Here is a 22850-nt window from a genome sequence, read left to right as displayed (position 1 = left end):
ACAGCGATACATTGTCTTGGGCATTCGGTCGAACATCAAGAGAACCCTGGCAGATCGTGGAACGCGAGCAGGCGTCCGCGCCTAACTCGCATAATGCTTCTATGTTCCTGCTTCGGAAAAATTCGTGCCGTTGGATTTGAAGGCTGGTGCCCAGCCCAGACTGTCCGTGTCATCCCCAGCCCCCTTTGGCTGGCGATAAAACCGGACAACTCATGTGCTTACGTCGGAGCCTGGACCGAGCCCACGACGATTTAGGGGGTCGGCCTTTGGGATGCCAGAACCATCTGAGGTGGCTGAACCGACTGAGACAGACATGGACGACGGGTGGGTGCAGGGCGTCAGGAGTTAGGCCAGCAGCAAGCCGCCGACGATGGCGATACCGAGTGGCCGGCGAAGCCCGGAACCCGCGCCGCTGCCGAGCGCCAGCGGCAAGGCGCCGAGCAGGGCCGCCATCGTCGTCATCATGATCCCCTGAACCGCAGGATGCAGGCGGTAGGTGGCATCTTCCGCTTACGGATTGCGCGTTCGCGGCCATCGAGCGCGAAGTCGATCATCAATCGCGTTCTTCCTGACGATGCCGACGAGCAGGATCACGCCGATGAGCGCGATCAATTAAAACAGCTTCACTAAGGCCAAGAAGGCGGCGACGCCTGCCGATGGCAGCGTCGACAGGATCCTGACGCTGATCGCAAACCGTGGTCCATCGAGAACAATGTCTTGCCCGTAACGTAAATTGAAAGCGGGCCGGTGGCCTATGGCCCTGCGTCAGGTTATTTTATTAGTCCTGTCTAAGATTAAGCCGGAGGTCCTGAAAATGCAGCAGGCAAAACAAATCTTGGTGACCGGCGGCGCAGGTTTCCTGGGATCATTTTTATGCGAGCGGCTCCTTGCTGAGGGCCATCAGGTAATTTGTGCAGATAACTTCTTCACAGGAAGCCGCAGAAACGTCTCTCATCTCCTCGATGACCGATCGTTCGAGATTATTCGTCATGACGTGACATTTCCACTCTACGTAGAGGTGGACGAAATATACAATCTCGCCTGTCCGGCGAGCCCCGTCCACTATCAGTCCGACCCCGTCCAGACGACCAAGACCAGCGTCCATGGCGCGATCAATATGCTCGGACTGGCCAAGCGGGTTCGCGCACAGATTCTGCAGGCGTCCACCTCCGAAGTCTATGGCGACCCCGAAGTTCATCCGCAGTTGGAAGACTATTGGGGCAGAGTGAACCCGATTGGCCCTCGTTCCTGCTATGACGAAGGCAAGCGATGTGCCGAGACCCTGTTTTTCGACTATTGGCGACAGCACAAGCTGAGGATCAAGGTAGCCCGTATTTTCAATACCTACGGTCCTAGGATGCGTCCCGACGACGGTCGTGTCGTTTCCAATTTCATCGTGCAGGCGCTGCAAAACAAACCGATAACGGTCTACGGCACTGGCCAGCAGACGCGTTCATTCTGCTACGCCGAGGACCTCATCGACGGTCTGGTACGTCTTATGCAGACGTCCGACGATATCACCGGTCCTGTCAATCTCGGCAACCCGGCGGAATTCACGATGCTCGAGCTCGCGAATCTGGTGATCGAACTTACCGGAAGCGGATCGAAGATCAGGTTCTCGCCTCTACCCGTGGACGATCCAAAGCAGCGGCAGCCCGATATCCGATATGCTTCCCGCGAACTCAAATGGAAGCCAAAAATTGCATTGCGTGCAGGCCTTGCCAAGACCATTGCGTATTTCGAGGACGTGCTTTCATCTGGGCACATTCGGCCCGCCGCAGCCGAATGAAGACGGTCCTGGTAACTGGCGGGGCCGGCTATATCGGGTCGCACTGCTGCAAAGCATTCGCCGAATCCGGATGGTCGGTTGTTGCCTTTGACAACCTTTCGCGCGGCTGGCGCGACGCGGTGAAATGGGGACCGTTGATCGAAGGCGATATTTCCGACGCCGCCGCTGTGGCGGCCGCCCTGGACCAGTATCGGCCGGACGCCGTGGCGCATTTCGCTGCCTACGCTTACGTTGGCGAGTCAGTCGAGCGGCCGGAACTTTACTACCGAAACAATAGTTTCGGCACCCTGGTCCTGCTCGACGAAATGCTGAAGGCCGGCCTGGACAAGCTGATTTTTTCGAGCACCTGCGCAACTTACGGGATTCCGACGCGGTCTCCGATAGACGAAACGCATCGACAGTCGCCCATCAATCCCTATGGCTGGTCCAAATTCATCATAGAAAGAATGGTCGAGGATATCTCGCTTGCTCGCGGCCTCAACGCGGTCGTACTTCGGTATTTCAATGCGGCCGGATGCGACCCCGACGGCGAAATCGGCGAAAGGCATGAACCGGAAACACATGTCATCCCGCTTGCCATAGCGGCGGCAGTGAAGCCAGGCCGCACCTTCGTCATCAACGGGGCCGATTTCGATACCCGCGACGGAACCGCCATGCGGGACTACGTCCACGTTGTCGATCTCGCGCGCGCCCACGTCCTGGCAGGGGAGAAGCTTCTCCGGGACAAGGGCGTCCACGTCTACAACCTCGGAACCGGAGCCGGCACAACGGTGGCCGAACTGGTCGACGCCGTCAGCCGGACTTCGGGAATACGGCTTCCGGTGGCTTACGGGCCGCGCAGGCCAGGCGACCCGCCAGCGCTTGTTGCCGAGGCCGGCAAGGCCGAGCGGGAACTCGGTTGGGTGCCCGAACAATCGGGCATCGACAGGATCGTCGAGACAGCACTGGCTTGGCATCGCAGCCGATTGGAAGAAATATAGCGCTGGTGGGCTACCGCGCGGTCAGCAAGCGATCAAGAGCGCCAGCAACCGCGCCGAGCGAAAAATTTTCCTCTATCCGCTTTCGCGCCGCCTGTCCGAGGCGCTCTCGCATGACCGGATCGTCCTTAAGTTTCTTCAGCGCCCGTGCAATGGCCGCCGGCTCGTCCCTTGGAACAATGAGGCCGCCGGATGCCTCGCCATTCGCCAAGATGTCGGGTAGGCCCTGTGCGTCGGTGGCAACGATCGGAAGGCCGCAGGCCATCGCCTCCAACGGTGCGACGGGCATACCTTCGGTGCGGGACGCTGTGACATAGGCATCCGCCGCCGAAAGCCAACGCCGTATCAAAGCCCGGTCCGTGGTATAGTCGCAAAGCCATCTCGCATTCGGTAGAGCGGCCTCGCTCAACAGCCTGGCAAAAATGTCTCGGTCCTGCCCCGAGCCGATGATAACCAGTTCGGACGAAGCATCGCGCGAAAAAAGGGACCATGCGTTCAGGAGCACATCGAGCCCTTTCCGGCGAACGTCGATGCGTCCATGGTTGACGACGACGAAATTCCCGCTCGCCAAACCGAGATCTTGCCGCGCCTGCCGACGCTCGATCGCTATCCACTCTCCGCAATCGATGGGGTTGGGGATATTGGCGATGTTGAGCGCTATGTGCGGGTAAGCTTTGGCGAGGCGTTCACGCTCCGCTGCCGATGCGACGATCAGGCCGCTGCAGGCACGGAGAGAAGTCTGCCTGGCGATCGCCTCTATCCAGGAGAGCGTCAGGTCGCCGCCCTGGAACGTTGCATAGAGCGGAATCCGCATACGGACTGCCAGCCAGGCAAGCGCATCAAACCGCGTGTATTCGTATTCCTGAACGAGAATTGCATCACATTGGGATCGGGCGAGCACCTTCCGGAATGCCGGGAGCGGCGTCGCGGACCAGCGCCGCAGACTGTGAGCCGCTGCGGAGTGACCTTGACGCGCGCGCGCGCCGGGAACAATCCAGATCGGCGCGCCCGTGCCGGCATGGTAGTGGCATTCTATCCGCGAAGCATTTTCGGAAGCGCACACGATGACCGGCCTATGCCCGGCCAGTTGCAGAGCGGAGGCGTAACCGAACAGCCAGCCGCCGGTCATCTGTTCGACGAAATCCTTAAGCCGCAATCCTATCGGATCGAGGAATTCCTCCACGACGTCGCCCCATGGAAAGAGGGCGATGACGAGGGAAGAGCGGCGGCCCATCAAGTGCCTCAAAAATTCATTTGCGCCAGGAAAAAGCCGTCTCCGTGCCGCGTGTCGAGCGTTGGTGCAGCACGTATCCGACAGCCGTTATCGGCGCCGCTAGAGCGTAAAGTATCTTGCGGCGACGACGTCCGAAACGAGAAAATGCGATGTCGTGAAACAGTGCCGTCACCGGGTTAATAAATGTGGCGCGGCGTTCCGGCACACGGTCGAAGAGCGCTGCGAGTTCGGGATCCCAGTAGCCGCGACGAACGTGACCCCATTCCTGCATCAGTTCGCTTTCATGCGGGCAATAGGGCTTCATGATGCGGAAATACGGGTAATGCCACTCCGCATGTGGCGTCGAGACAAGAACATACCCGCCTGGGCGCACGACCCTCAAGGCCTCTTGTGCGGCACTACGGTCATCCTCAATGTGTTCAAGCACGTCGAAGAGCGTCGCCACGTCGAAACTGTCATTCGCGAAGGGGAGGTCACAGGCATCGCCGCAGACGAAGGTCGACCTCGCCCAATCTGGCTGGTGGTTGCCCAACTCGGGATCGAGATCGAGGTTAACGACTTCAGCGTTCGGATAGAGGATACTTGCCATCCCGCTGCGCCCGCCTCCAATTTCGAGTATCCGGCCGGGCCCGTCGATCGCCGCGGGCGCGACGCGATGAATCGCGCGCATCTTCTCACGGTAGAAAAGGCCGTCGGTCAGAGCGTTTGGAAAGGGATTTCGAGACAGGAATTGTCCGAGCGGCGCCTTGCGGATCATCGATTTTCTTCCTCAACCAATTTGATGTTCGCCGTTTTCGCCAGCCGAAACGGACGAGGAATTGAAGACCAGCCAGCCAGCCTTCGACCTCTGCCGCGAGGATCCTGGTCCTGCCGGGGGGGCCTTCGAAAAGCGCCTTGACGAATGTTCTCAAAAAATATGCGGGCAGTTGCTTCCAGATGCGATCGATGTTTCCGCGATCGCCAAAATTGTCATATTGCGTGACAAGAGCTGCGACGTGGCCCTTCATGTAGGCTCTTATTTGCTGTCTGAAGCCCGGCCAGTCGCGGCGATGATGATGGAAGACAACGGCGCGAGGTTCATACAGGCAAGTCCCTCCTGTGGCTAGCAGCCGGTACCATAGCTCCGAATCTTCGGAACATCCGGCAGCACCGGCGCCGAGGCGCTCGTCGAACGAGCCTACCCGATCGAAGGCTGATCGCCGGAAGGCCATGTTGGCTCCGGCTCCGATTTTCCAGACATGCGCTCCGCTTGGCCGAGTCTCGTCGAAAAAGCGGCGGTCGAAGAGAAGCGGCACGAAGGTGGTCCCAAAACCGCCCATGTCGAACTGGAAGCGGCGTTGGGCGATCGTATCGAGCCGGGCTGGCAGCACCAGGCCGGTCAGGGCCTCGACGTCCCATTCTTCAAAGGCGCGTGCGATTTCGGCAGTCCAGCCAGGATGAACCTCGACGTCGTCATCCGTGAACGCGATGATGTCTTGACGGCTTTCCCGGATGCCGGCGGATCGGGCAACACTCAATCCAGGCCGCGGCTCATGAACGTAACGGACCTCAGGAAAGCCGATACATACCGGCCGAGCGCTGCCGTCGCGGGAGTTATCAACGACGATGACTTCGCCCGGGGCGCTGCGTTGCCTTGCAACGCTTTGAAGGCACTCCGCCAGGGCGGGGCCGCGGTCACGCGTGCAAATTACGACTGAGATGTGCTGGGCCGACGCTGACGACGCAGTTGCAAGTTCATCAAGGCGGCCGACAAGGTCCTCGGCCCCGAGCGCCGCCGTCAAACAGAGCGCGGACTTTGGCGATCCTTCATAGGTCGCCCGCAAGGGGGCGCCCAGCGGGGTGCTGCGGGCGGCCAATTGTGCTGCCGAAAATTCCGCCGCGAACTGCCGCAGACGTGCCTCGCTGTAGGGCAATTCGTCAGGCAAGGACGCTCGCATTCCCAGCGGCAAGTCCTTCCACCAGAAGATCGATAGTGAAGGGATATCTCCGGCATCGGCGTCCGCACAGACGGAGCCGAGATCGATTTGCCTGACACGGAAGGCGTCGCCATTCACCGGTTCTGCTCCCGGATTCTCTGGACGCGGATACGTGAGCGGTCATATTCGCCTGCCAGGCCGTAGATTCCACCCCACAACTCTGCAATGCCGAAACGCAAGTCACGACCTTGAAGCTTGCGCGCGGCCCGTGCCAGCGCTTTCAGCCGATCGAAAAACCACCAGCAAACCATGCCACGGTGCCGTGCCTTGAGCTCTCCGTCGGTCCGACGGCTTTTGACAAGAAAGGCCATCATACCAAGTCCCCATGTCCAATATTGCCGTCTCAATTGCTCGATAGTCTCGCGATGCTCGTGGTAAACGGCATACTCCGGTTCATAGATCATGGGCCGGCCTGATCGCAGGACACGATAGAAAATGTCGAGATCGCCACCGCCAGGCAGCGGTGCTCCGGTATCGAGCGCTTCGTCGAAACCGCCCAGCGATACGAGCAGCGTGCGGTCGAAAGCCATGTTGCAGCCGGCGCCGAGAATACCAGACCCTACCGGGTGCAGCGCATTGTCGAATCGGGTGTTGTGGAATTCATTACGCCTGAAGCCGCGGCCAAATCCGCCCCTTCGTTCGAAAAAGATCTGCGCCTCGGTGTCCAGGCGAAGCGGCAGCACCAAACCCGTAAAGCCGCCGGCACCGGGATTGTCCCGGCAGGCTTTGGCAAGCCCGTCAAGCCAGTTGCGGTCGACGACCACGTCATCGTCAAGATAGGCAACCAGGCCACCGCTGGCCGAGTGAAGAGCGGCGTTTCGTGCAAAATCTAGCCCGGGCCTCGGTTCGAATACATAGAGAACGTCCTTGAAGCGCCCGACTGCTTCGCGCGTGGACGAATCCACAGACGCATTGTCCACCACGACGACTTCGACGCTCGGAAAAGCGGTTCCAAGTCGGATGCTGTCGAGCGAACCCAGCAACCTCGAAAGACGTTCGGCGCGGTCTTTCGTACAAATCGCGATGGAGAGGCTCGGCAGGGGCAATTGCCCAACCGGTCTTCGCCGCAGCAATTCCTTATCCATCTTCGCAACCAAGATCCGATCGGCGAAACGTTCATCGGCAATGGATTTCAGTTGCTCCGCCGACAGGATCGCGGCGGAGGCGAGCGCGATCATCTCAAAGCCGACAAGCCGGCCCTGCCAGCGGGCAATGAGACCAACGCCGTCGTGCTCTGGCGCAAGCTCAACCGGGGCCAGCGGAATTGACAGTTCGATGTCGACAATCTTGTAGCCCATCGCCTTAATTCGCACCCATGGCAACACGACCGTTTTGAAACTCGTGAAGTTTTGAAAAATGGCCCGCTCGCTTCAGGAGTTGATCCGGCGGACCAATCTCGATCACGCGTCCTTTCGACATCACGATGATCTGGTCAGCGGCCTGGACGGTGGACAGGCGATGCGCAATGACAACCACGGTGCGATTGTGCGAATATTGCTCGAGGGCGATCTGGAACGCCTGTTCCGTCCCGCCGTCGAGCGCATTCGTGGCTTCGTCCAAAAGGAGAATGTCGGGATTGCGAAGTATGGTCCGGGCCAGGGCGATCCGCTGCCTCTGGCCCCCCGACACGCGCATTCCCTGGTCGCCGATCTGCGTCTCGTAGCCCTCCGGAAGCGAGCGGATGAAATCGTCCGCCTTCGCAATGCGGGCCGCTTGGCGCAGTTCATTCTGACCAGCATCGAAATCGCCGTAAGCGATGTTGGCAGCGATGGTATCGTTGAAGAGGTACACCTCCTGGGACATCAGCGACAGCCGCTTGCGCCAACTGCGCAACTCGAAACATGGAAGCGGCATACCGTCGGCAAGGACTTCCCCCGACGTCGGATCCATGAAGCGAAAGAGCAGGGCCATGACGGTTGACTTGCCGGCACCCGACTCGCCAACGATTGCCGTAGTCTTGCCGGCGGGGATACTGAAAGAGACATCCTGTAGCGCCAAAGGCTGATCGGGCGCATACCGAAAGCAGACATCGCGAAATTCGACGGCGGTCTTGAGCGCGGGCGCCGGCAGATAGCCTTGGCTGAGAAACGGCGTTTGCGTTGTGCGCAGGTACTCGTCCACATCGTCAATCGCGCCCGCAAGCCCGTCCAGCGCAATCTTCGACTGCAGCAATTCCCGTGTGGGACCTTGGAGACGATAAAGCAGCGACAGGAAAGCGGCGAGAGCCGCGATTCCTATGCTTGCGGATTCGGCAATGAGAACCAGTGCACCGATCAGGATCGTGATCGAGATCTCCGAGACAGGCCCGGGGGTCGCCCAAAGCATGTCGAGCCTCAACAGACGACGCCTTACCCTGTCCGATGTCTGAACGAACCGGTCATGCTCGTAGGATTCCTGTGCGAAGGCACGGATCAATTGCAATGAATTGATACTTTCCCACATCCTGAGGCCGAACTGCTTGTTTTCCTCGACGACAGCCTTGCCGGTCTCGTCAGCGCGTCGCGTGGCCAGACGAATGGCCATTGCTGCGAAAAGCAGGAAAATCATCGAAAAAAAGGTCAATCGGACCGAGATCAATAGCATCAAGAGAACGAAGACGCCGAAGGTACAAAGGCAGACCAGCAATCGGTAGGCCAGGCTCAGGCCCTGGCTGACCTTCCACGTATTGTTGGCAATCGTCGTGATGATGTCCGTTCGACGGTTCTCGACACGGTAGTCGATGCACGAACTTATCGTCTGATCGAAAACCCTGGATCGCAACCGGTGCGCGACGAGGCCGTCGATGTATCTGGTTACCCAGGTGTTGGCGAGATGGACTGCATTCTTGAGGACGATGCTGACGCAAAGCGCTCCGACCAGGAAGGCGGTTAGGTAATGATGCGGAATGGGCGACAGGATTCTATCAAACATCGGTTGCCATCTACCGGGCTGAGGCGGCGAGGCTCCGAGGCTCTGCAGCAGGGGAATGAACAGAACGAGACCCGTACCTTCCAGAACCGCTGCGAGCAGTCCAAGCCCCACCACGGTCGGCCCAGCCCAGGCTGGCGCCGCCGCCAGGCGAAAGAGCCGCCGCAATCGCACGACCAGTCTCACCAGATGCTCTCTGCGTAGTGGGGTTGGAACTCGGCGTTCTTGTTTCGCATCCTTTTCATCCGGATTTTGACCCACCGAGGGACCAGCCGGGCTCGGCAATAAATGTCCATCATTCTTGGCAGGCGAGAAATCGCCGTCCCTGGCTCCATAAGGAAGAGTTTCTTCATCAGGCCATACGCTGCCGAAAGCCGCCCACAGATCAAGGCTCTTACGGCGAGCCAATGCAGCATGTCGATCAGATGATCGTCGAGATCGTCCCCGAACTGCGGGTACTTCTGGCGAAACTCGGCAAGGACAATTTCACAAGAACGAAGCATCTGCATGACATCGCTCGACATGTTGGCGTTCGTCATCCGGTAACCCACGAGGTACTGAGGGACGACGCGAAACTCGTAACTTTCGGCTATTCTGAGGCACATCAGCAGGTCCTCGCAGCCTTGTGCGTTCCTAGCTCTCAAGGAAGGGTCGAAGCCTCCCGCTCGCTCGAACGCGGCGCGACGGACCAGCATTGAACTTCCGTTGCCAACAAAATTCGTCCTGCACATGCGTTGGAGCACGCGACCCTCGGCATCGGGCCGGTTATGCAATGAGAATACCCGGCCGTCGCCGTCTATATCGGCGAACCAGCAATATGCCAGGCCTGCCGAAGAGCCGCCTTGCTGTAAGGTGCACATCTGAAGCGCGATTTTGGAGGGGGCCCAAAGATCGTCGGCGTCGACAAAAGCCAGGAACTCCGCATCGGTAGAAGCAACTCCACGATTGCGCGCTTTCGCAACGCCGCCGTTCGACTGCCTTATCAAGCGGATACGGCGATCCTGTTCAGTGTAGGAGGCCACAATCGAAGCAGAAAGGTCTGTCGAGCCGTCGTCGACGACGACAATGTCCAGCGCCTGGTAGTGTTGCCCGCAGATGCTGTTCAGGGTCGCGCGAATCGTTCGTTCAGCATTGAACATCGGCACCACGACGCCCACCGTGGTATTGTCTTGGATCATGGGCCTCTGTTGTCTCCGCGAACAGTTGGCTATGCAGGCACTGTAACCGGGCGCCCGGCGAGCTTCTCAGCGACGCGCACCCCTGACTTCGATGGCTCTGCCGACTGCGCGTGGTGCAGGAACCTGGACGGTGTGAGTTATGGCGACATGCTGCACTGCAACACAAAATTACACCGCAATGCGCAATATTGCTAATTTAATTATCTCTGATTGCGCTTTGCACGATCAGTTTTTCTTACGGCTCGAAACAGCGCTTGAACCGCAAGACAGCGTCTTGGCGCGCTGATCACCCCGGCCCAAGCCGGACAGCACGGCGACCAAACCCGCCAGCTACGCCACGCGGGATACGATCCCGCGGCCTTGGAGCAGGGGACTTGCCTACATCGCACATGTCGTCGATATGAAGGTCGATGAGTTCGCCGAAGGTTTTCAGGCGCGCTATTCGGGATTTTGTCGGCGTCTCACCGCGATCCGCTTGGCGCTCGGCGTCGGTTGCCCAACGCCGTGCGTCGTCTCGGCGCAGGAAGGTCTCGCTGACGTAGCCACCTTTGCGACGGACTTGGACACGCCAGGAACCGGACGAGAGTTTTGTGTAGGTGGCCATATTTTCGTGCGCTCCGTGTGCACTGAGAGACGAAACGTGGCGAAAAGGGTCGTATTCTGGCGTAAATTCGTGTGCACTCGGCAGGTCTAACGATTTGATGTTAAAGAAAAAATGCTGAAAAATCAGGGTCATAGACTGGCTATTGCACCCATGATGGACTGGACGGACCGGCATTGCCGGTTCTTTCATCGCCAGCTGACGACACATGCACTGCTTTATACCGAAATGGTTGTGGCCGACGCGGTCATCCACGGCGCGCGAGAGCGGCTGCTTGGCTTCGATGAGGTGGAACATCCCGTCGCCCTGCAACTTGGCGGCTCCGATGCGGCAAAACTTGCCGAAGCGGCGCGCGTTGGCGAAGCCTTCGGTTATGACGAGATCAATCTCAATGTCGGCTGCCCGTCCGACCGCGTCCAGTCGGGCACGTTCGGCGCCTGCTTGATGAAAGTACCCGACCTCGTCGCAACCTGCGTCGCGGCGATGAAGGCGGCGGTGACGGTGCCAGTCACGGTCAAGTGCCGCATCGGCGTAGACGAACAGGATCCGGAGCCGGCGCTCGATGCACTGGCGAATGGGGTTTTCGATGCCGGCGCCGATGCTTTGTGGGTGCACGCACGCAAGGCGTGGCTGGAAGGGCTGAGCCCCAAGGAAAATCGCGACATCCCGCCGCTCGACTATAACAGGGTCTACCGGCTGAAGGCTGGTAAACAAAACAAATTCATTGGCATCAATGGCGGTATTCAGTCTCTTGACGAGGCGCGGCTGCATCTCGACCATGCCGACGGAGCCATGCTCGGCCGCGCCGCGTACTACACACCAGGCATTCTGGCCGGCGTTGACGCCGCCTTCTACGGTGCGCGGTCGGAAGCGTTCGATTTCGCGGCACTGATCGATGCGATGGCGGATTATGCGGCGCGCCATATCGAACGGGGGGGCCGGCTCGGCCATGTTACCCGCCATATGGTCGGGCTGTTTCACGGGCTGCCCGGCGCGCGCCGCTACCGTCAGATCCTGTCCACCGACGCAACTCGACCCGGGGCCGGGGCGGATATGCTGAAGATGGCTTTCGCGGCTGTCGAACTCGGTGGAGCGGCCGCCGAGGCGGCCTGAGCTCAGTCCCTGAGGATCATCCGGTCGCCGCGCACGTCGAAACCCGACAGCGAACCGATGAAATTCATGCCCAGCAGGCTTTGGCTCAGCATGCCGGGGGCGGCGATCATCACCGGCATATGCTTGCGCACGATGCCGCCGATCGCCAGTTCGTCGGTTTTGACCGCCGCGGCGCGCGCCATGCCATTGGCGGTCGAAACCGGTATCGTGTAGTTGAGCGCCGCGGGATTGAAGCCTGAGGCCTGGGCGTCCTCCGAACTCAGCACCGTGCTGGTGGCGCCGGTGTCGACAACGGCGCGAACCGGGTTGCCGTTGACCAGGATGCGCGCTTCGAAATGACCATTGTCGGCCTTGTCCAAGGTCACGGTGGCGTGGCCGTCTTCGACACCGAGCGCCAGCGGGCTGCCGGGAACGAGACCGGCGGTCACCCGGCTGGCGACGTCCTGCAGCTCGTAGCGATATTGATAGCCGGCGATCAGCGCGAGCACGATAGCCGCCCAGGCGCCGAGGTTGCGGGCCATTGCTCCCAGCGGAGCCGACCGCAGCAAGCCGGCGCCGATAAGGGCGCCGAAAGCCCCAAGCCAGATCAGCCGGCCAAAATCGTGGTTCTCGACGCCGAACGTGCTGCCGGCGGAATCGTTGAGCATGAGCAGGGCTGCCCCGACACCGATCACCGTCATCAAAATCCAGAACAGCCGGCTGCTCACTCGTCCCTCGCTAGTGTGCGTCGCGTTCGCGTACCATGCGGGTGCGGCGCGTTTCCCGGCGCGGCCGGCGCTCGACGGTTTCAAGCCGGGCCGGCAGTTCGGCCATCACGCTGCGGCGCGTCTCGGGCGTCATCCCTATCCAGGCGCCGATCTCCTCGCGCGTGCGGCCGCAACCGAAGCAGAAGCCGGTTTGCATATCGATCGAACAGACCAGGATGCAGGGAGATTCGATGGCCGTCATGACTTTCTCTCGAGAGACCCGGTCCGGAATCCGCTCTTCCATCTCCACATGGTGCAACGGCGCAGCCAATGCAAGCCCTCCCGATTGCGCCTTCCGTGGCCGCCTTTGCGGCAAACCAGGAAGGACGATCGAGGAGGTTGTGCCGAGCACGCAAGGCAGCTATTCCGCTCCTCTGCTCCAGGAACCATTGTTCGCGACATGACCAGTGCACTGCCTTTCGACGATTTCCGCGACCTGCTCGGCAATCTGCCATTAGCCGACCTCAAAGCTGAAGCGCGCGTGCGCGCACTGTTTGCCAAGGCCGGCAAGCCTGAAAATTCGCTTGGCCGCGTCGAGGACATCGCCGCATGGCTCGCGGCCTGGAGCGGTCGCGCTCCGCCTGCCGCGACTAGGCCCCTGATGGCTGTCTTTGCCGGCAACCATGGCGTTGCCAGGCATGGCATTTCGCCGAGGCCCGTGGCGGCGACCGCCAACGCGGTCGAGCTTTGCGCGGCCGGCGGTGCGGCGATCAACCAGATCTGCATTGCCAACGACCTCGGTCTGAAGGTGTTCGATCTTGCCCTGCACATCCCGACCGGCGACATCACCGAGGACGCAGCGCTCGATGAGCGCGGTTGCGCCGCCACCATGGCCTTCGGCATGGAGGCGATTGCCGGCGGCACCGATCTGCTTTGTCTCGGCGATCTCGGCGTCGGCAACTCCACCGTCGCCGCCGCCCTGCTCGCCGCGGTTTTTGGGGGCAGGGGTGTCGACTGGGTTGGCCCGGGATCCGGCGCCGAGGCGGCGATGCGGGCTCGCAAGGCAGAGGTGGTCGATGCGGCGCTGGCCTTTCACGGCCGCGATCTCGAAGACCCGCTTGAAGCGCTGCGCCGGGTCGGCGGCCGCGAGTTCGCCGCGATAGCCGGCGCAATCCTTGCCGCGCGGATGCAGCGGATACCGGTACTGCTCGATGGCTTCGCGGCAACGGCAGCCGCGGCGGTGCTGCATGCAGCGAACCCCGCAGCGCTTGATCACTGTCTTCTCGCCAGCCTGTCGCCGGAGCCCGCGCATGCAAGGGCCGCCGAGCGCCTTGGGCTGCGTCCGCTGCTCGATCTGGGGATCGGCCACGGCGAAGGGGCAGGAGCCGCTCTGGCGGCTGGGCTGGTCAAGGCGGCGGCACTGACCAGTTCGGGCATGGCGGCCGCGGTTCGCGGTTGACCACACGGCACCGGCGTTTACGAGGCCCTTACCGCCGTCGCGCGGCCACCGCCGCGGTCGGCAGCGCCGGCAGTTCTTCCATCACCCGGCTCAGCGGGAAGATGGCGATCGCCTCGGTGCCTTCGCGCAGCTTGGAATGAAGCTCGAACTCGCCGCCATGCATGGCGAGCAGCCCTTGCACGATCGGCAGGCCAAGCCCGGTGCCTTGCTCGGCGCTCTTGATGGCGATCGAACCCTGGCCGAAGGCTGAAAGCACGACCGGGATCTCGTCCTCGGGAATGCCCGGACCATTGTCCTTGATCGAAATGTATTGTCCGCCGCCCGCCGTCCAGCCGACCCGGACGCGGATTTCGCCGCCGGTGGCGGTGAACTTGATGGCATTGGACAGAAGGTTGAGAGTGATCTGGCGCACGGCGCGCTCGTCGGCGAACAGGCGCGGCAATGTCTGTTCGAAATCCTGGAGGACGCGGATGTCCTTGTTGCGCGCCTTCAACTCCATCATGTGGCAGCAATCCTCGACGATGTTGAGCAACATGACAGGCTCCTCGTTGAGCTGATATCGGCCGGCCTCGATGCGCGATAGGTCGAGGATCTCGTTGATAAGATCGAGCAGATGCTGGCCTGAATCATGCACGTCGTGGGCGTAGTCGCGATAGGTGGGATTGCTCATCGGCCCGAGGACCTCGTTCGCCATCACCTCGGAAAAGCCGAGAATGGCGTTGAGCGGCGTGCGCAATTCATGGCTCATCGAAGCGAGGAAACGCGACTTTGCCAGGTTGGCGTCCTCGGCCCGCCGCCGCGCCTCGTCCGACATCGACTTCGCCGTCTCCACTTCGGCGATCAGCGCGTCCTTTTCGGAGCGGAACGACAACAGCAGCAGAGAGAAGCGATTGAGGTGACTGGCAATATAGGCGAAGAAAGGCAGCGACAGGACAAGCAAGGCGGCCATGATGGCCCCGACCGGCATCCACGACTTGGTCGCGGCATAGGCGTAGAGTGCCACTGGAACCGCGAAGGTCGCCAGCAGTGCTCCGCTCAGGGAGGAGGCCATGAGGGCGGTCCCTGCCATGGCAAACAGCAGCACCACCGCCTTGACCGCCTGGAACTGGTCGACCTCGCAGGCCCCGCAGCCCAGCCAGACGAACCAGGCCCAGCCCAGACCACAAAGGAAGTGGCCGACCAGGAATTCCCTTCGCGTTTGCAAGGCGTTAAGTTCGGAAGCTTCCGTGCGCTCGATGCGCCGCGCCATGAAAACGACGATCGTATAAGAGATCAGTGTAAACAACGCCCAGAGCCCGATCTCATTGCCCACACCGGCCAGACGGCCGGCCGCGGCGATCGCCAGGACGAGCATCGGGATGACGACGGCACCGCTGGTCATCGCCTGGGCATGGAGCTTCAGCAGCTCGCGGTCGAAATCGAGATTGCCGGCCTGCTGCGAAAGACGGTCGCGCGTCTTGCGAACCGCGCGCGCGACATCGCTGTTGCGATGCCGTTTCCTGCGGTCCACAATGAACTTGTCCGCTGTGTTCGAGCGTTGCAAGGGCATCAAAAGCTTCAATTTATGCGCGCAGCGATTTCAAGGTGTTAAGCTACGTTCGAATGATTAACCAACCGTTTGCCATATGAGCCGTTCCTGGTCCCCAAGGTCGCGCCCGAGGTACGCGGCAGCGCACCCGAGAAGCCCGTGGCGCAAGCTGCTGGACTACGGGCTGACCGTCATCATTCTGGGGCTGCTGATCCTGCTTGCGGCGCGTCTCGATCGAGTGGAGACACGCAAGACGCAAGGTATAGCCATCATCAATGACGGCGATTCGATCACGCTTGGCGCCGAGCGCATCCGCATGCGTGGCATCGATGCCCCGGAATACACCCAGACTTGTCGCAATAACGGGGCCGATTATGCCTGTGGCACGCTGGCGCGCCGGTCACTGGTGCGGTTGATTGCCGGCAGGCCGGTCACCTGCAGCGGCTGGCAGCGCGACCGCTATGGCCGGTTGCTCGGCGACTGCAAGGCCGGCGGCACCGACCTAAACCGGGCCCAGGTCGAGGCCGGCTGGGCCGTTGCATATGGCGCTTTCGAAGGCGAGGAAGCGACGGCCCGCGCGGCCAGGGTTGGCATCTGGGCGGGCACGTTCGACCAGCCGCAGGACTGGCGCGACAGTCACCACGGCGGGGCCGTCGAGCGAAAAAATGGCACACTGGCGTCGATCGGCGACGCGGCGCGCGAGATCTTTCGCTTCTGGTGAAGCGTGTCTGGCGGAAGGAAAAGGAGGATCGAAATGAAGCTGTTCGACGGCGGCCGGGCACCCAACCCTCGGCGGGTTCGGGTTTTTCTCGCCGAGAAGGGGATCGCGGTTCCATTGGTGCCCGTCGACATGGGCGCGCTGGAGCACAAGCAGCCGCCGGTAAGCTCGCGCAACCCGCTGCGGCGCCTGCCGGTGCTGGAACTCGATGACGGCACCATCCTCACCGAATCCGTCGCGATCTGCCGCTATTTCGAGGAACTCCATCCCAAGCCGGCATTGTTCGGGAACGGCGCGCTTGGCAAGGCGCAGGTCGAGATGTGGCAGAGGCGGATGGAGTTCAACCTGCTCGCCAGCGTCACGCAGTCTTTCCGCCATATCCATCCCGCCATGAAGGAATGGGAAATCCCGCAGATCCCCGAATGGGGCGAGGCCAACAAGCCGAAAGCCGTGGAGTTTCTCACGTTGCTGGATGCTGAACTCGGTAGCCGTGAATTCGTCGCCGGCGACAGCTATTCCATTGCCGACATCACAGGTTTGATCGCGATCGACTTCATGAAGCCGGCACGCATCAAGGTGCCGGAGGAATGCACCAATGTGTCGCGGTGGCATCAGGCGATCTCCAGCCGGCCGAGTGCCGCCGCTTGAGCGTGGAACTGGACAGCTTCGCCACGACGGTCCGCGCTTGCCGCATCTGCGCGGACAACCCCATCGGCAAGCCGCTGCCGCATGAGCCGCGTCCGGTGCTGCGACCCTCTTCCAGCGCCCGCATCCTGATCGCCAGCCAAGCACCGGGAACCAAGGTGCATCTGTCGGGCATGCCCTTCACCGATGCTTCGGGCGACCGTTTGCGGACTTGGCTTGATGTGACCAGCGACGAATTCTACGACATCGAGAAATTCGCCATCGTGCCGATGGGCTTCTGCTTTCCCGGACAGGACGCCAAGGGCGGCGACCTGCCGCCGAGGCGCGAATGCGCCCCGGCCTGGCGCGCGCCCTTGATGGCGCTGATGCCGAGGATCGACCTGGTGCTGACGATCGGCATCTACGCGCAGTCCTGGCATATGGGCGCGGCGCGGCGCGCCTCGCTGACGGAAACGGTGATGGACTGGCGCGCCATCTGGGAGAATTCCGTCGGCCCCAAAGTGCTGCCGCTGCCACATCCATCCTGGCGCAACACGGGCTGGTTGAAACAGAATCCGTGGTTTGAAATGGAATTGCTGCCTTTCCTGCGCCCGGAAATTCGCTATCGCCTGGGTTAGGCATTGAGCAAGAAATCACTCGCTTTCAACGCCGAGGACAGAATTTCTTTCTTGTGAACGGCCCAAATAAAAGGGAATATAGCGAAATTATTCCACCAGGAGCCTCCGATGGATCGCCTCGACCGAAAAATTCTCCGCCTGCTGCAGGAGGACGCGACGCTCGCGGTCGCCGACGTCGCCAAGAAAGTTGGCCTGTCGACCACGCCGTGCTGGCGGCGCATCCAGAAGCTGGAGGAGGAGGGCGTCATCAAGCGGCGCGTCGCCATTCTCGACCACGAGAAGGTCAATGTGCGGGTCACCGTCTTCGTGTCGATCCGCACCAATTCGCACAGCCATGAATGGCTGCGCCGGTTTTCCGAGGTCATCCAGGAATTTCCCGAGGTGGTCGAATTTTATCGGATGAGTGGCGACGTCGATTACCTCTTGCGCGTCGTGGTGCCCGACATCGCCGCCTATGACGCCTTTTACAAACGGCTGATCGCGAAGATCGAGATCCGGGACGTGTCGTCGTCCTTCGCCATGGAGCAGATCAAGTACACGACCGAAATCCCGCTCGACTATATGGTGCTGGACAAGGAGTCGGGCGCGAACGCGGCCTGAGCCCGCCGTTCAATTCTTCTTCTTGTTGAGGAAGCGCCAGGGCGAGTTCACCGGCAACACAACGGAGTCCGGAACCGTGTCGACGCCCACGACATCTGCCTTGCGCACGGTGTAGCCGGACTGGATGAGGCTGACGCCGTCGAGAATGAACAGTTGGCTCTTCTCCATGTCCGGCTTCAGGGCGCCGGTGACGGCAACCGACTGGTAGGCCCCGGACATCTTGTAGGGATGGGCTGGTGTGACCAGCACGATCTGGTTGGGCGGAGGCGTCGGCATGTGGCTGCACGCACCCGTCCATGGCACCAGCAGGAACTGATAGACGAGATCTCCGTCGCGATCGACCGGCAATGCATAGCCGGCCAACTGTATGATCTTGTCGTACAGGGCGACTGAGAGTGTCTCGCCATGATCCGGCAGTTTCGCCGCGATCATCGGCAAGCCGGCGTCTTCGGCGATGGCCTGCGTCGCCGGGCGCAGATCCTTCCAGAAGATGTGCGTGGTCTCGGCCGAAGCGCCCGCGGTGGAGAGTGCGAGCGCGGCCGCAAGCGCCAGGATCGCTTTAAAATGGTTCATGGTCGCATCCTTTGCGGGCGAGTAAAGACGCCGCTGTCGGTGGCGTCAATGCTCGAGCCGCATCACCTGTCAGCGAGAACCGGCCGCGGCAATCCTCGCCCTGTCAGGTCTTTCTGGCGGCGAGGCGTTCGTGGGTTTTGGCATGCGAAAGTTCTTTTACCGCATCCTTGCCGATCCAGCGCGCCCGTTCTGTTCGCGGAGTTGGCAAGTTCCTGCGCCAGGGCAAGGGCAGGGCCATGCAAACCCACCGACCGTTTGCCGATTTGCCGCAACGCCCAGTTGACCGCTTTCCTGACGAAATTGCGCTCGTCGCGGGAATGAGCCTCGACTAGCGGCAGGTAGGACAGAAACGTCGCGTCCGGTTCCTTTTTCAAATGCACTGACGCCCATGCCAGCATGGCGAAGGCCGTGCGGCGAACGAATTCGCGCTCGTCGGCGGCAAACTCCTCGACCAGCTGGCGCCAGAACAGCGTATCCACGAACAGATCCGATACGGTGTCGACGATCTCCCAGGAATCGAAATCGCCGGCCCAGCGGCGGCACTCTTCAATGGTGATCTTTTTCGGCTCGCCGGTGAAGGCCGCCATCAGCCGTGCTTCGCGAACGCCGCTGTCCCACAGCGCCAGGGATCGCTCGTGGTTGCGTTTCAGCTTGCGCGCCAAAGGCCGCAAATCCGCATTGGCGACACCGAGCGCGGTCGCGGTGTTGATACCGAACCGCCCCATGCCGGCGCGGATTTCCTCGGTTCCGATCGAGTGCAGATGGGCGACGATGTCCTGCGCGGTCCAGCCTGGAACGGGCGCGGACACTGCGCCTACCTCTCCAGCCGCGCCAGCAGCGAAGACGTGTCCCAGCGCTTGCCGCCCATCGCCTGTACGTCCTTGTAGAACTGGTCGACCAGCGCGGTCACCGGCAGCCTGGCCCCGTTGCGATCGGCCTCTTCAAGGCAGATGCCGAGATCCTTGCGCATCCAGTCGACGGCGAAACCGAAGTCATATTTGCCGGCGTTCATGGTCTTGTGCCGGTTTTCCATCTGCCAGGAACCGGCCGCGCCCTTGGAAATCACCTCGATGACCTTCTCAATGTCGAGACCTGCCTTCTTGCCGAAATGGATGCCTTCCGAAAGCCCCTGCACCAGCCCGGCGATACAGATCTGGTTGATCATCTTGGTGAGCTGCCCGGCGCCCGCCGATCCCATCAGTCCAACCATGCGAGCAAAAGCGTCGATAACTGGCCTGGCCCTGTCGAAGGCGGCCTCATCGCCGCCGACCATGACGGTCAGCACACCGTTCTCGGCGCCGGCCTGGCCACCGGAGACGGGCGCGTCGAGAAATGAGAAGCCGCCCGATTGCGCGGCTTCGGCCAGTTCGCGCGCGACTTCAGCCGAAGCCGTGGTGTTATCGATGAAGACCGAACCTTTCTTCATCGACTTGAAGGCTCCCGCGGGGCCTGTGGTCACGGAACGCAGGTCGTCATCGTTGCCGACACAGGAAAAAACGAAATCCTTGCCCTCGGCGACCTGGGCCGGCGTCGCGGCAAAGCCGCCGCCATGTTGGGCGACCCACTGCTCAGCTTTGGCCTGGGTGCGGTTGTAGACGGTCACTTCGTGGCCACCCTTGTTCTTCAGGTGTCCGGCCATGGGATAGCCCATGACGCCAAGACCGAGAAATGCCACCGATGCCATGCCTTGTCCTTCCGACGGAAAAGAGATTTCAGCTGCGGAAGCTCTAGGCCATGCGACGAATTCGTCAAGGCGCGCGCTGCGGCATCGACTGGCACAGGCCGATCGGGAACGGCTCAGCGATTGAGGTGGATCGTAATCCTGCGCTCGATCCATTCTACGCCATGGCGCAGGATTTCGACCATCACCAGATAGACGATGGCGACCCAGACATAGGCCTGGAAATCGAAGGATTTGGCGTAGGCAAGCTTCGCATTGCCCATCAGGTCATAGACCGTGATGATGGCGACGATGGCCGAGGCCTTGATCATCAGAACCAGTTCATTGCCGTAGGGCCGCAAGCCCACGATGAACGCCTGCGGCAGGATGACCTTGCGCAGCGTCTGCAGCTTGTGCAGGCCGAGCGAGGCAGCACCTTCCCATTGGCCCCTGGGAACACTCTCGATGGCGCCGCGGAGGATTTCGGCCTGGTAGGCCGCGGTGTTGAGCGCAAAGGCAAACACGCCGCAGTTAAAGGCCTCGCGGAAGAACCACCACAGCCCGATGGACTCGAGCTGCAGCCGGAAAGAGCCCAAGCCATAGTAAACGAGGTAGACTTGGACGAGCAGCGGTGTGCCGCGGAAGAAATAGACATAGCAATAGGCAAGGCCGGACAAGAACCGGTTCTTCGACATGCGGCCATAGGTGACGGGCAGCGAAAAGATCGCGCCGGCCACCATCGAGATCGCGACGAGCGACAGCGTGGTCCACAGTCCCTGCAGATAGGCGGGTGCATATCTGGCGAAGAACTCGCCATTCCAGGCGTAGACGAGATAGGCGAAGATACCGAGGCCGAAGAGGATCCAGAGGCCGACGAGTGCGTAACCGACGATGCGGGTGCGCGGCCAGCCGCGTGCCCGCGGCGGCGGGCGGTCGACCGAGATCGCTTCCGTGACGCTCATCGTGCCTCCCTCCGCCCTAGCGAGCGCAAGATGAACCCGGTCGCGATCGAGGACAGGATCGCCAGGACGAGGAAAACCAGTGCGGCGACGCTGTAAAACAGGAAGGAATGCTTGGTGACACGTGCCGCCACGCCGGCATTGCGCAGGGTTTCAGCGAGGTTGACGACCGAGACGAGGGCGGTGTCCTTGAGCAGGCTCAGCCAGCAATTCTCAAGGCCGGGAAAGGCGATGCGCAGCAGCTGCGGCAGGATCACCTTGCGCATGGTAAGCCATTTCGACAGGCCGATTGCGTAGCCGCCTTCATACTGGCCCTTCGGAATGGCGCGAAAGGCGGAGAGGAATACCTCGCTGGCGTAGGAAGAAAAGATCAGCGACAGCACGATCATGCCTGCGATGAAGCTGTCGACATCGATCGTTGCCTCCGGTTTGAAGAGGCGGATGACGTATTGCAGCAGGATGGGCATGCCGAAGAAAAACAGGAACAGCGTCACCAATTCCGGCAGGCCGCGAAACATGGTGGTGTAGATGTTGGCGGCCAGCCGCAGCGACGGTTCTTCGGACTGCTTGGCCCAGGCCACGAAAAAGCCGATCGTCAGGCCGATCGGCAGCGTTGCAAGCGCGAGCGCGATGGTGACCAACGCACCATAGGCAATATCGTCACTCCAGCCCTCCGGTCCCCAACTGAGCAGCGTCCATATGCTTTGGACTGGCATTGACTGGCCTTACCCCACGGCGCTCCCGAGATGAACAAGGCGGCAGGGAAACCCCGCCGCCTTGGCAATGATGATCAGGACTCGGCGCCGTAGACGTCGAACTTAAAGTACTTGTCGTTGATTTCCTTATATTTTCCGTTTGCGCGGATGGCGTCGATGGCGGAATTCAACTTGTTGACCAGGTCGGTATCGCCCTTTCGAACGGCGATGCCGGCGCCAGGTCCGAAAATTTCGACAGGTTGCGGCGAGGGCTGGCCGAGAATCTTGCAGCAGGCGCCTTCAGGCGAATCCAGAAACTGCTGCAGCACTACGATATCGTCCTCGATGGCGTCGAGACGGCCATTGGCGAGGTCAGCCTGTTCCTCGGGGCTGCTCGGATAGCCCTTGATGGTGCTGTCCGTGTAGGTCTTCGAGGCATAGTTGAAATGGGTTGTCGTGGTGGCGACGCCGATATTCTTTCCGGCGAGGTCTTCCTTGGTCACGCCCTTGAGCGGCGAATCCTTCGGCACGGCGATTGCCGACGGGGTGTTGTAGTATTTGTGCGAGAAGTCGACCTTCTCCTGCCTCTCCGGCGTGATCGACATCGAGGCGACGATGGCGTCGAACTTGCCGGCCTGAAGTGCGGGAATGATGCCGTCCCAATCCTGGGCGACGAAGGTGCACTTGACCTTCATCTCATCGCAAAGCGCCTTGGCGATGTCGATGTCGAAGCCGACAAGCTGGCCGTCCGCGGTGAGGTTGTTGAAGGGGGGGTAGGCGCCTTCGGTGCCAATCCGCAGGGTCTTCTCCTGGGCCTGGGCTACGCCGAGCGTCAGCAGCGCAGCCGATGCGGCGAGCGCGATACGCAGTGCAATACGCATGATAGTCCTCTCTTTATGGTCCCGGCCGTCGTTCCGAAACGGCTCTGTGGGGCG

At 61.2% G+C, this 22850-nt stretch carries 24 protein-coding genes and 1 pseudogene; 8 read left to right on the top strand and 17 right to left on the bottom strand.

Annotated features, from left to right (window positions below; translation table 11 throughout):
- Positions 1 to 345: 345 nt before the first annotated feature.
- Positions 346 to 465, bottom strand: a complete 120-nt coding sequence (locus ACVWWD_RS21525) for an efflux RND transporter permease subunit (protein ID WP_280940063.1) — start codon at positions 463 to 465, stop codon at positions 346 to 348.
- A 349-nt stretch (positions 466 to 814) separates the two neighbouring features.
- Between ACVWWD_RS21525 and ACVWWD_RS21520 the strand changes: the two genes are divergently transcribed.
- Together ACVWWD_RS21520 and galE are read left to right on the top strand one after the other, a co-directional pair.
- Positions 815 to 1789, top strand: a complete 975-nt coding sequence (locus tag ACVWWD_RS21520; RefSeq protein WP_352547048.1) for a UDP-glucuronic acid decarboxylase family protein — start codon at positions 815 to 817, stop codon at positions 1787 to 1789.
- A complete protein-coding gene (galE, locus tag ACVWWD_RS21515; protein ID WP_457103377.1) occupies positions 1786 to 2769 on the top strand; it encodes a UDP-glucose 4-epimerase GalE in 984 nt (327 codons plus the stop codon). Before ACVWWD_RS21520 ends, galE begins: the two co-directional genes overlap by 4 nt.
- Before the next feature lie 10 nt (positions 2770 to 2779).
- Here galE and ACVWWD_RS21510 read toward each other — a convergent pair whose 3' ends face one another.
- From ACVWWD_RS21510 to ACVWWD_RS21480, 7 genes are all read right to left on the bottom strand, one after another.
- On the bottom strand, positions 2780 to 4000 hold the full coding sequence (locus tag ACVWWD_RS21510; protein ID WP_352547000.1) for a glycosyltransferase family 4 protein: 1221 nt from the start codon (positions 3998 to 4000) through the stop codon (positions 2780 to 2782).
- A 16-nt stretch (positions 4001 to 4016) separates the two neighbouring features.
- The gene (locus ACVWWD_RS21505; RefSeq protein WP_031248193.1) at positions 4017 to 4757 is read right to left on the bottom strand and encodes a class I SAM-dependent methyltransferase; all 741 of its coding nucleotides are present in this window, start codon (positions 4755 to 4757) and stop codon (positions 4017 to 4019) included.
- Complete coding sequence (locus ACVWWD_RS21500; RefSeq protein ID WP_352546998.1) at positions 4675 to 6054, bottom strand: glycosyltransferase family 2 protein; 1380 nt, start codon at positions 6052 to 6054, stop codon at positions 4675 to 4677. The genes ACVWWD_RS21505 and ACVWWD_RS21500 overlap by 83 nt, the downstream gene beginning before the upstream one ends.
- Positions 6051 to 7274, bottom strand: coding sequence for a glycosyltransferase family 2 protein (locus tag ACVWWD_RS21495; RefSeq protein WP_457103376.1), 1224 nt, complete (start codon positions 7272 to 7274; stop codon positions 6051 to 6053). Before ACVWWD_RS21495 ends, ACVWWD_RS21500 begins: the two co-directional genes overlap by 4 nt.
- Before the next feature lie 4 nt (positions 7275 to 7278).
- Positions 7279 to 9069 (bottom strand): ABC transporter ATP-binding protein, encoded by a 1791-nt coding sequence (locus ACVWWD_RS21490; protein ID WP_457103375.1) that lies wholly within the window; start codon positions 9067 to 9069, stop codon positions 7279 to 7281.
- The gene (locus tag ACVWWD_RS21485; protein ID WP_023784072.1) at positions 9066 to 10061 is read right to left on the bottom strand and encodes a glycosyltransferase family 2 protein; all 996 of its coding nucleotides are present in this window, start codon (positions 10059 to 10061) and stop codon (positions 9066 to 9068) included. Before ACVWWD_RS21485 ends, ACVWWD_RS21490 begins: the two co-directional genes overlap by 4 nt.
- A gap of 286 nt (positions 10062 to 10347) precedes the next feature.
- Complete coding sequence (locus ACVWWD_RS21480) at positions 10348 to 10797, bottom strand: hypothetical protein (RefSeq protein ID WP_457103658.1); 450 nt, start codon at positions 10795 to 10797, stop codon at positions 10348 to 10350.
- On the opposite strand from ACVWWD_RS21480, the gene dusA reads away from it, so the two are divergent.
- On the top strand, positions 10777 to 11775 hold the full coding sequence (dusA, locus tag ACVWWD_RS21475; protein WP_457103374.1) for a tRNA dihydrouridine(20/20a) synthase DusA: 999 nt from the start codon (positions 10777 to 10779) through the stop codon (positions 11773 to 11775). The genes ACVWWD_RS21480 and dusA overlap by 21 nt on opposite strands.
- 2 nt (positions 11776 to 11777) lie before the next feature.
- On the opposite strand, the gene ACVWWD_RS21470 is transcribed toward dusA, so the two are convergent.
- Both ACVWWD_RS21470 and ACVWWD_RS21465 read right to left on the bottom strand, forming a co-directional pair.
- A complete protein-coding gene (locus ACVWWD_RS21470; protein ID WP_352547137.1) occupies positions 11778 to 12482 on the bottom strand; it encodes a TIGR02281 family clan AA aspartic protease in 705 nt (234 codons plus the stop codon).
- Between the two features lie 10 nt (positions 12483 to 12492).
- Positions 12493 to 12723, bottom strand: a complete 231-nt coding sequence (locus tag ACVWWD_RS21465; RefSeq protein ID WP_457103640.1) for a DUF1289 domain-containing protein — start codon at positions 12721 to 12723, stop codon at positions 12493 to 12495.
- A 198-nt stretch (positions 12724 to 12921) separates the two neighbouring features.
- On the opposite strand from ACVWWD_RS21465, the gene ACVWWD_RS21460 reads away from it, so the two are divergent.
- Complete coding sequence (locus ACVWWD_RS21460) at positions 12922 to 13920, top strand: nicotinate-nucleotide--dimethylbenzimidazole phosphoribosyltransferase (RefSeq protein WP_352547140.1); 999 nt, start codon at positions 12922 to 12924, stop codon at positions 13918 to 13920.
- 28 nt (positions 13921 to 13948) lie between these two features.
- Here ACVWWD_RS21460 and ACVWWD_RS21455 read toward each other — a convergent pair whose 3' ends face one another.
- A complete protein-coding gene (locus tag ACVWWD_RS21455; RefSeq protein ID WP_023795173.1) occupies positions 13949 to 15469 on the bottom strand; it encodes a sensor histidine kinase in 1521 nt (506 codons plus the stop codon).
- A 76-nt stretch (positions 15470 to 15545) separates the two neighbouring features.
- Between ACVWWD_RS21455 and ACVWWD_RS21450 the strand changes: the two genes are divergently transcribed.
- The 4 genes from ACVWWD_RS21450 to ACVWWD_RS21435 all read left to right on the top strand — a co-directional run bounded on the left by ACVWWD_RS21450 (position 15546) and on the right by ACVWWD_RS21435 (position 18028).
- Positions 15546 to 16169, top strand: coding sequence for a thermonuclease family protein (locus tag ACVWWD_RS21450; RefSeq protein ID WP_352547142.1), 624 nt, complete (start codon positions 15546 to 15548; stop codon positions 16167 to 16169).
- A gap of 33 nt (positions 16170 to 16202) precedes the next feature.
- A complete protein-coding gene (locus ACVWWD_RS21445; protein ID WP_023795172.1) occupies positions 16203 to 16814 on the top strand; it encodes a glutathione S-transferase in 612 nt (203 codons plus the stop codon).
- Positions 16754 to 17428 (top strand): uracil-DNA glycosylase family protein, encoded by a 675-nt coding sequence (locus ACVWWD_RS21440; protein ID WP_032924315.1) that lies wholly within the window; start codon positions 16754 to 16756, stop codon positions 17426 to 17428. Before ACVWWD_RS21445 ends, ACVWWD_RS21440 begins: the two co-directional genes overlap by 61 nt.
- Before the next feature lie 108 nt (positions 17429 to 17536).
- A complete protein-coding gene (locus ACVWWD_RS21435; RefSeq protein ID WP_006205209.1) occupies positions 17537 to 18028 on the top strand; it encodes an Lrp/AsnC family transcriptional regulator in 492 nt (163 codons plus the stop codon).
- Positions 18029 to 18037: 9 nt separating this feature from the next.
- On the opposite strand, the gene ACVWWD_RS21430 is transcribed toward ACVWWD_RS21435, so the two are convergent.
- The 6 genes and pseudogenes from ACVWWD_RS21430 to ACVWWD_RS21405 all read right to left on the bottom strand — a co-directional run bounded on the left by ACVWWD_RS21430 (position 18038) and on the right by ACVWWD_RS21405 (position 22796).
- On the bottom strand, positions 18038 to 18601 hold the full coding sequence (locus ACVWWD_RS21430) for a DUF3299 domain-containing protein (protein ID WP_352547146.1): 564 nt from the start codon (positions 18599 to 18601) through the stop codon (positions 18038 to 18040).
- Positions 18602 to 18704: 103 nt separating this feature from the next.
- Positions 18705 to 19410, bottom strand: a pseudogene (locus ACVWWD_RS21425) (DNA alkylation repair protein).
- A gap of 5 nt (positions 19411 to 19415) precedes the next feature.
- Positions 19416 to 20285: an NAD(P)-dependent oxidoreductase gene (locus ACVWWD_RS21420; RefSeq protein WP_023773747.1), complete on the bottom strand. Its 870-nt coding sequence runs from the start codon at positions 20283 to 20285 to the stop codon at positions 19416 to 19418.
- Between the two features lie 113 nt (positions 20286 to 20398).
- Positions 20399 to 21223 (bottom strand): ABC transporter permease, encoded by an 825-nt coding sequence (locus ACVWWD_RS21415; RefSeq protein WP_352547148.1) that lies wholly within the window; start codon positions 21221 to 21223, stop codon positions 20399 to 20401.
- Positions 21220 to 21936, bottom strand: a complete 717-nt coding sequence (locus tag ACVWWD_RS21410) for an ABC transporter permease (RefSeq protein ID WP_015317854.1) — start codon at positions 21934 to 21936, stop codon at positions 21220 to 21222. Before ACVWWD_RS21410 ends, ACVWWD_RS21415 begins: the two co-directional genes overlap by 4 nt.
- Positions 21937 to 22010: 74 nt before the next feature.
- Positions 22011 to 22796 (bottom strand): ABC transporter substrate-binding protein, encoded by a 786-nt coding sequence (locus ACVWWD_RS21405; protein ID WP_023773744.1) that lies wholly within the window; start codon positions 22794 to 22796, stop codon positions 22011 to 22013.
- Positions 22797 to 22850 lie beyond the last annotated feature (54 nt).

The organism is Mesorhizobium sp. URHB0026, from assembly GCF_054059755.1.
Note: the sequence above shows the minus strand (reverse complement) of the source record. Positions and strands in the feature narration are given on the sequence as shown.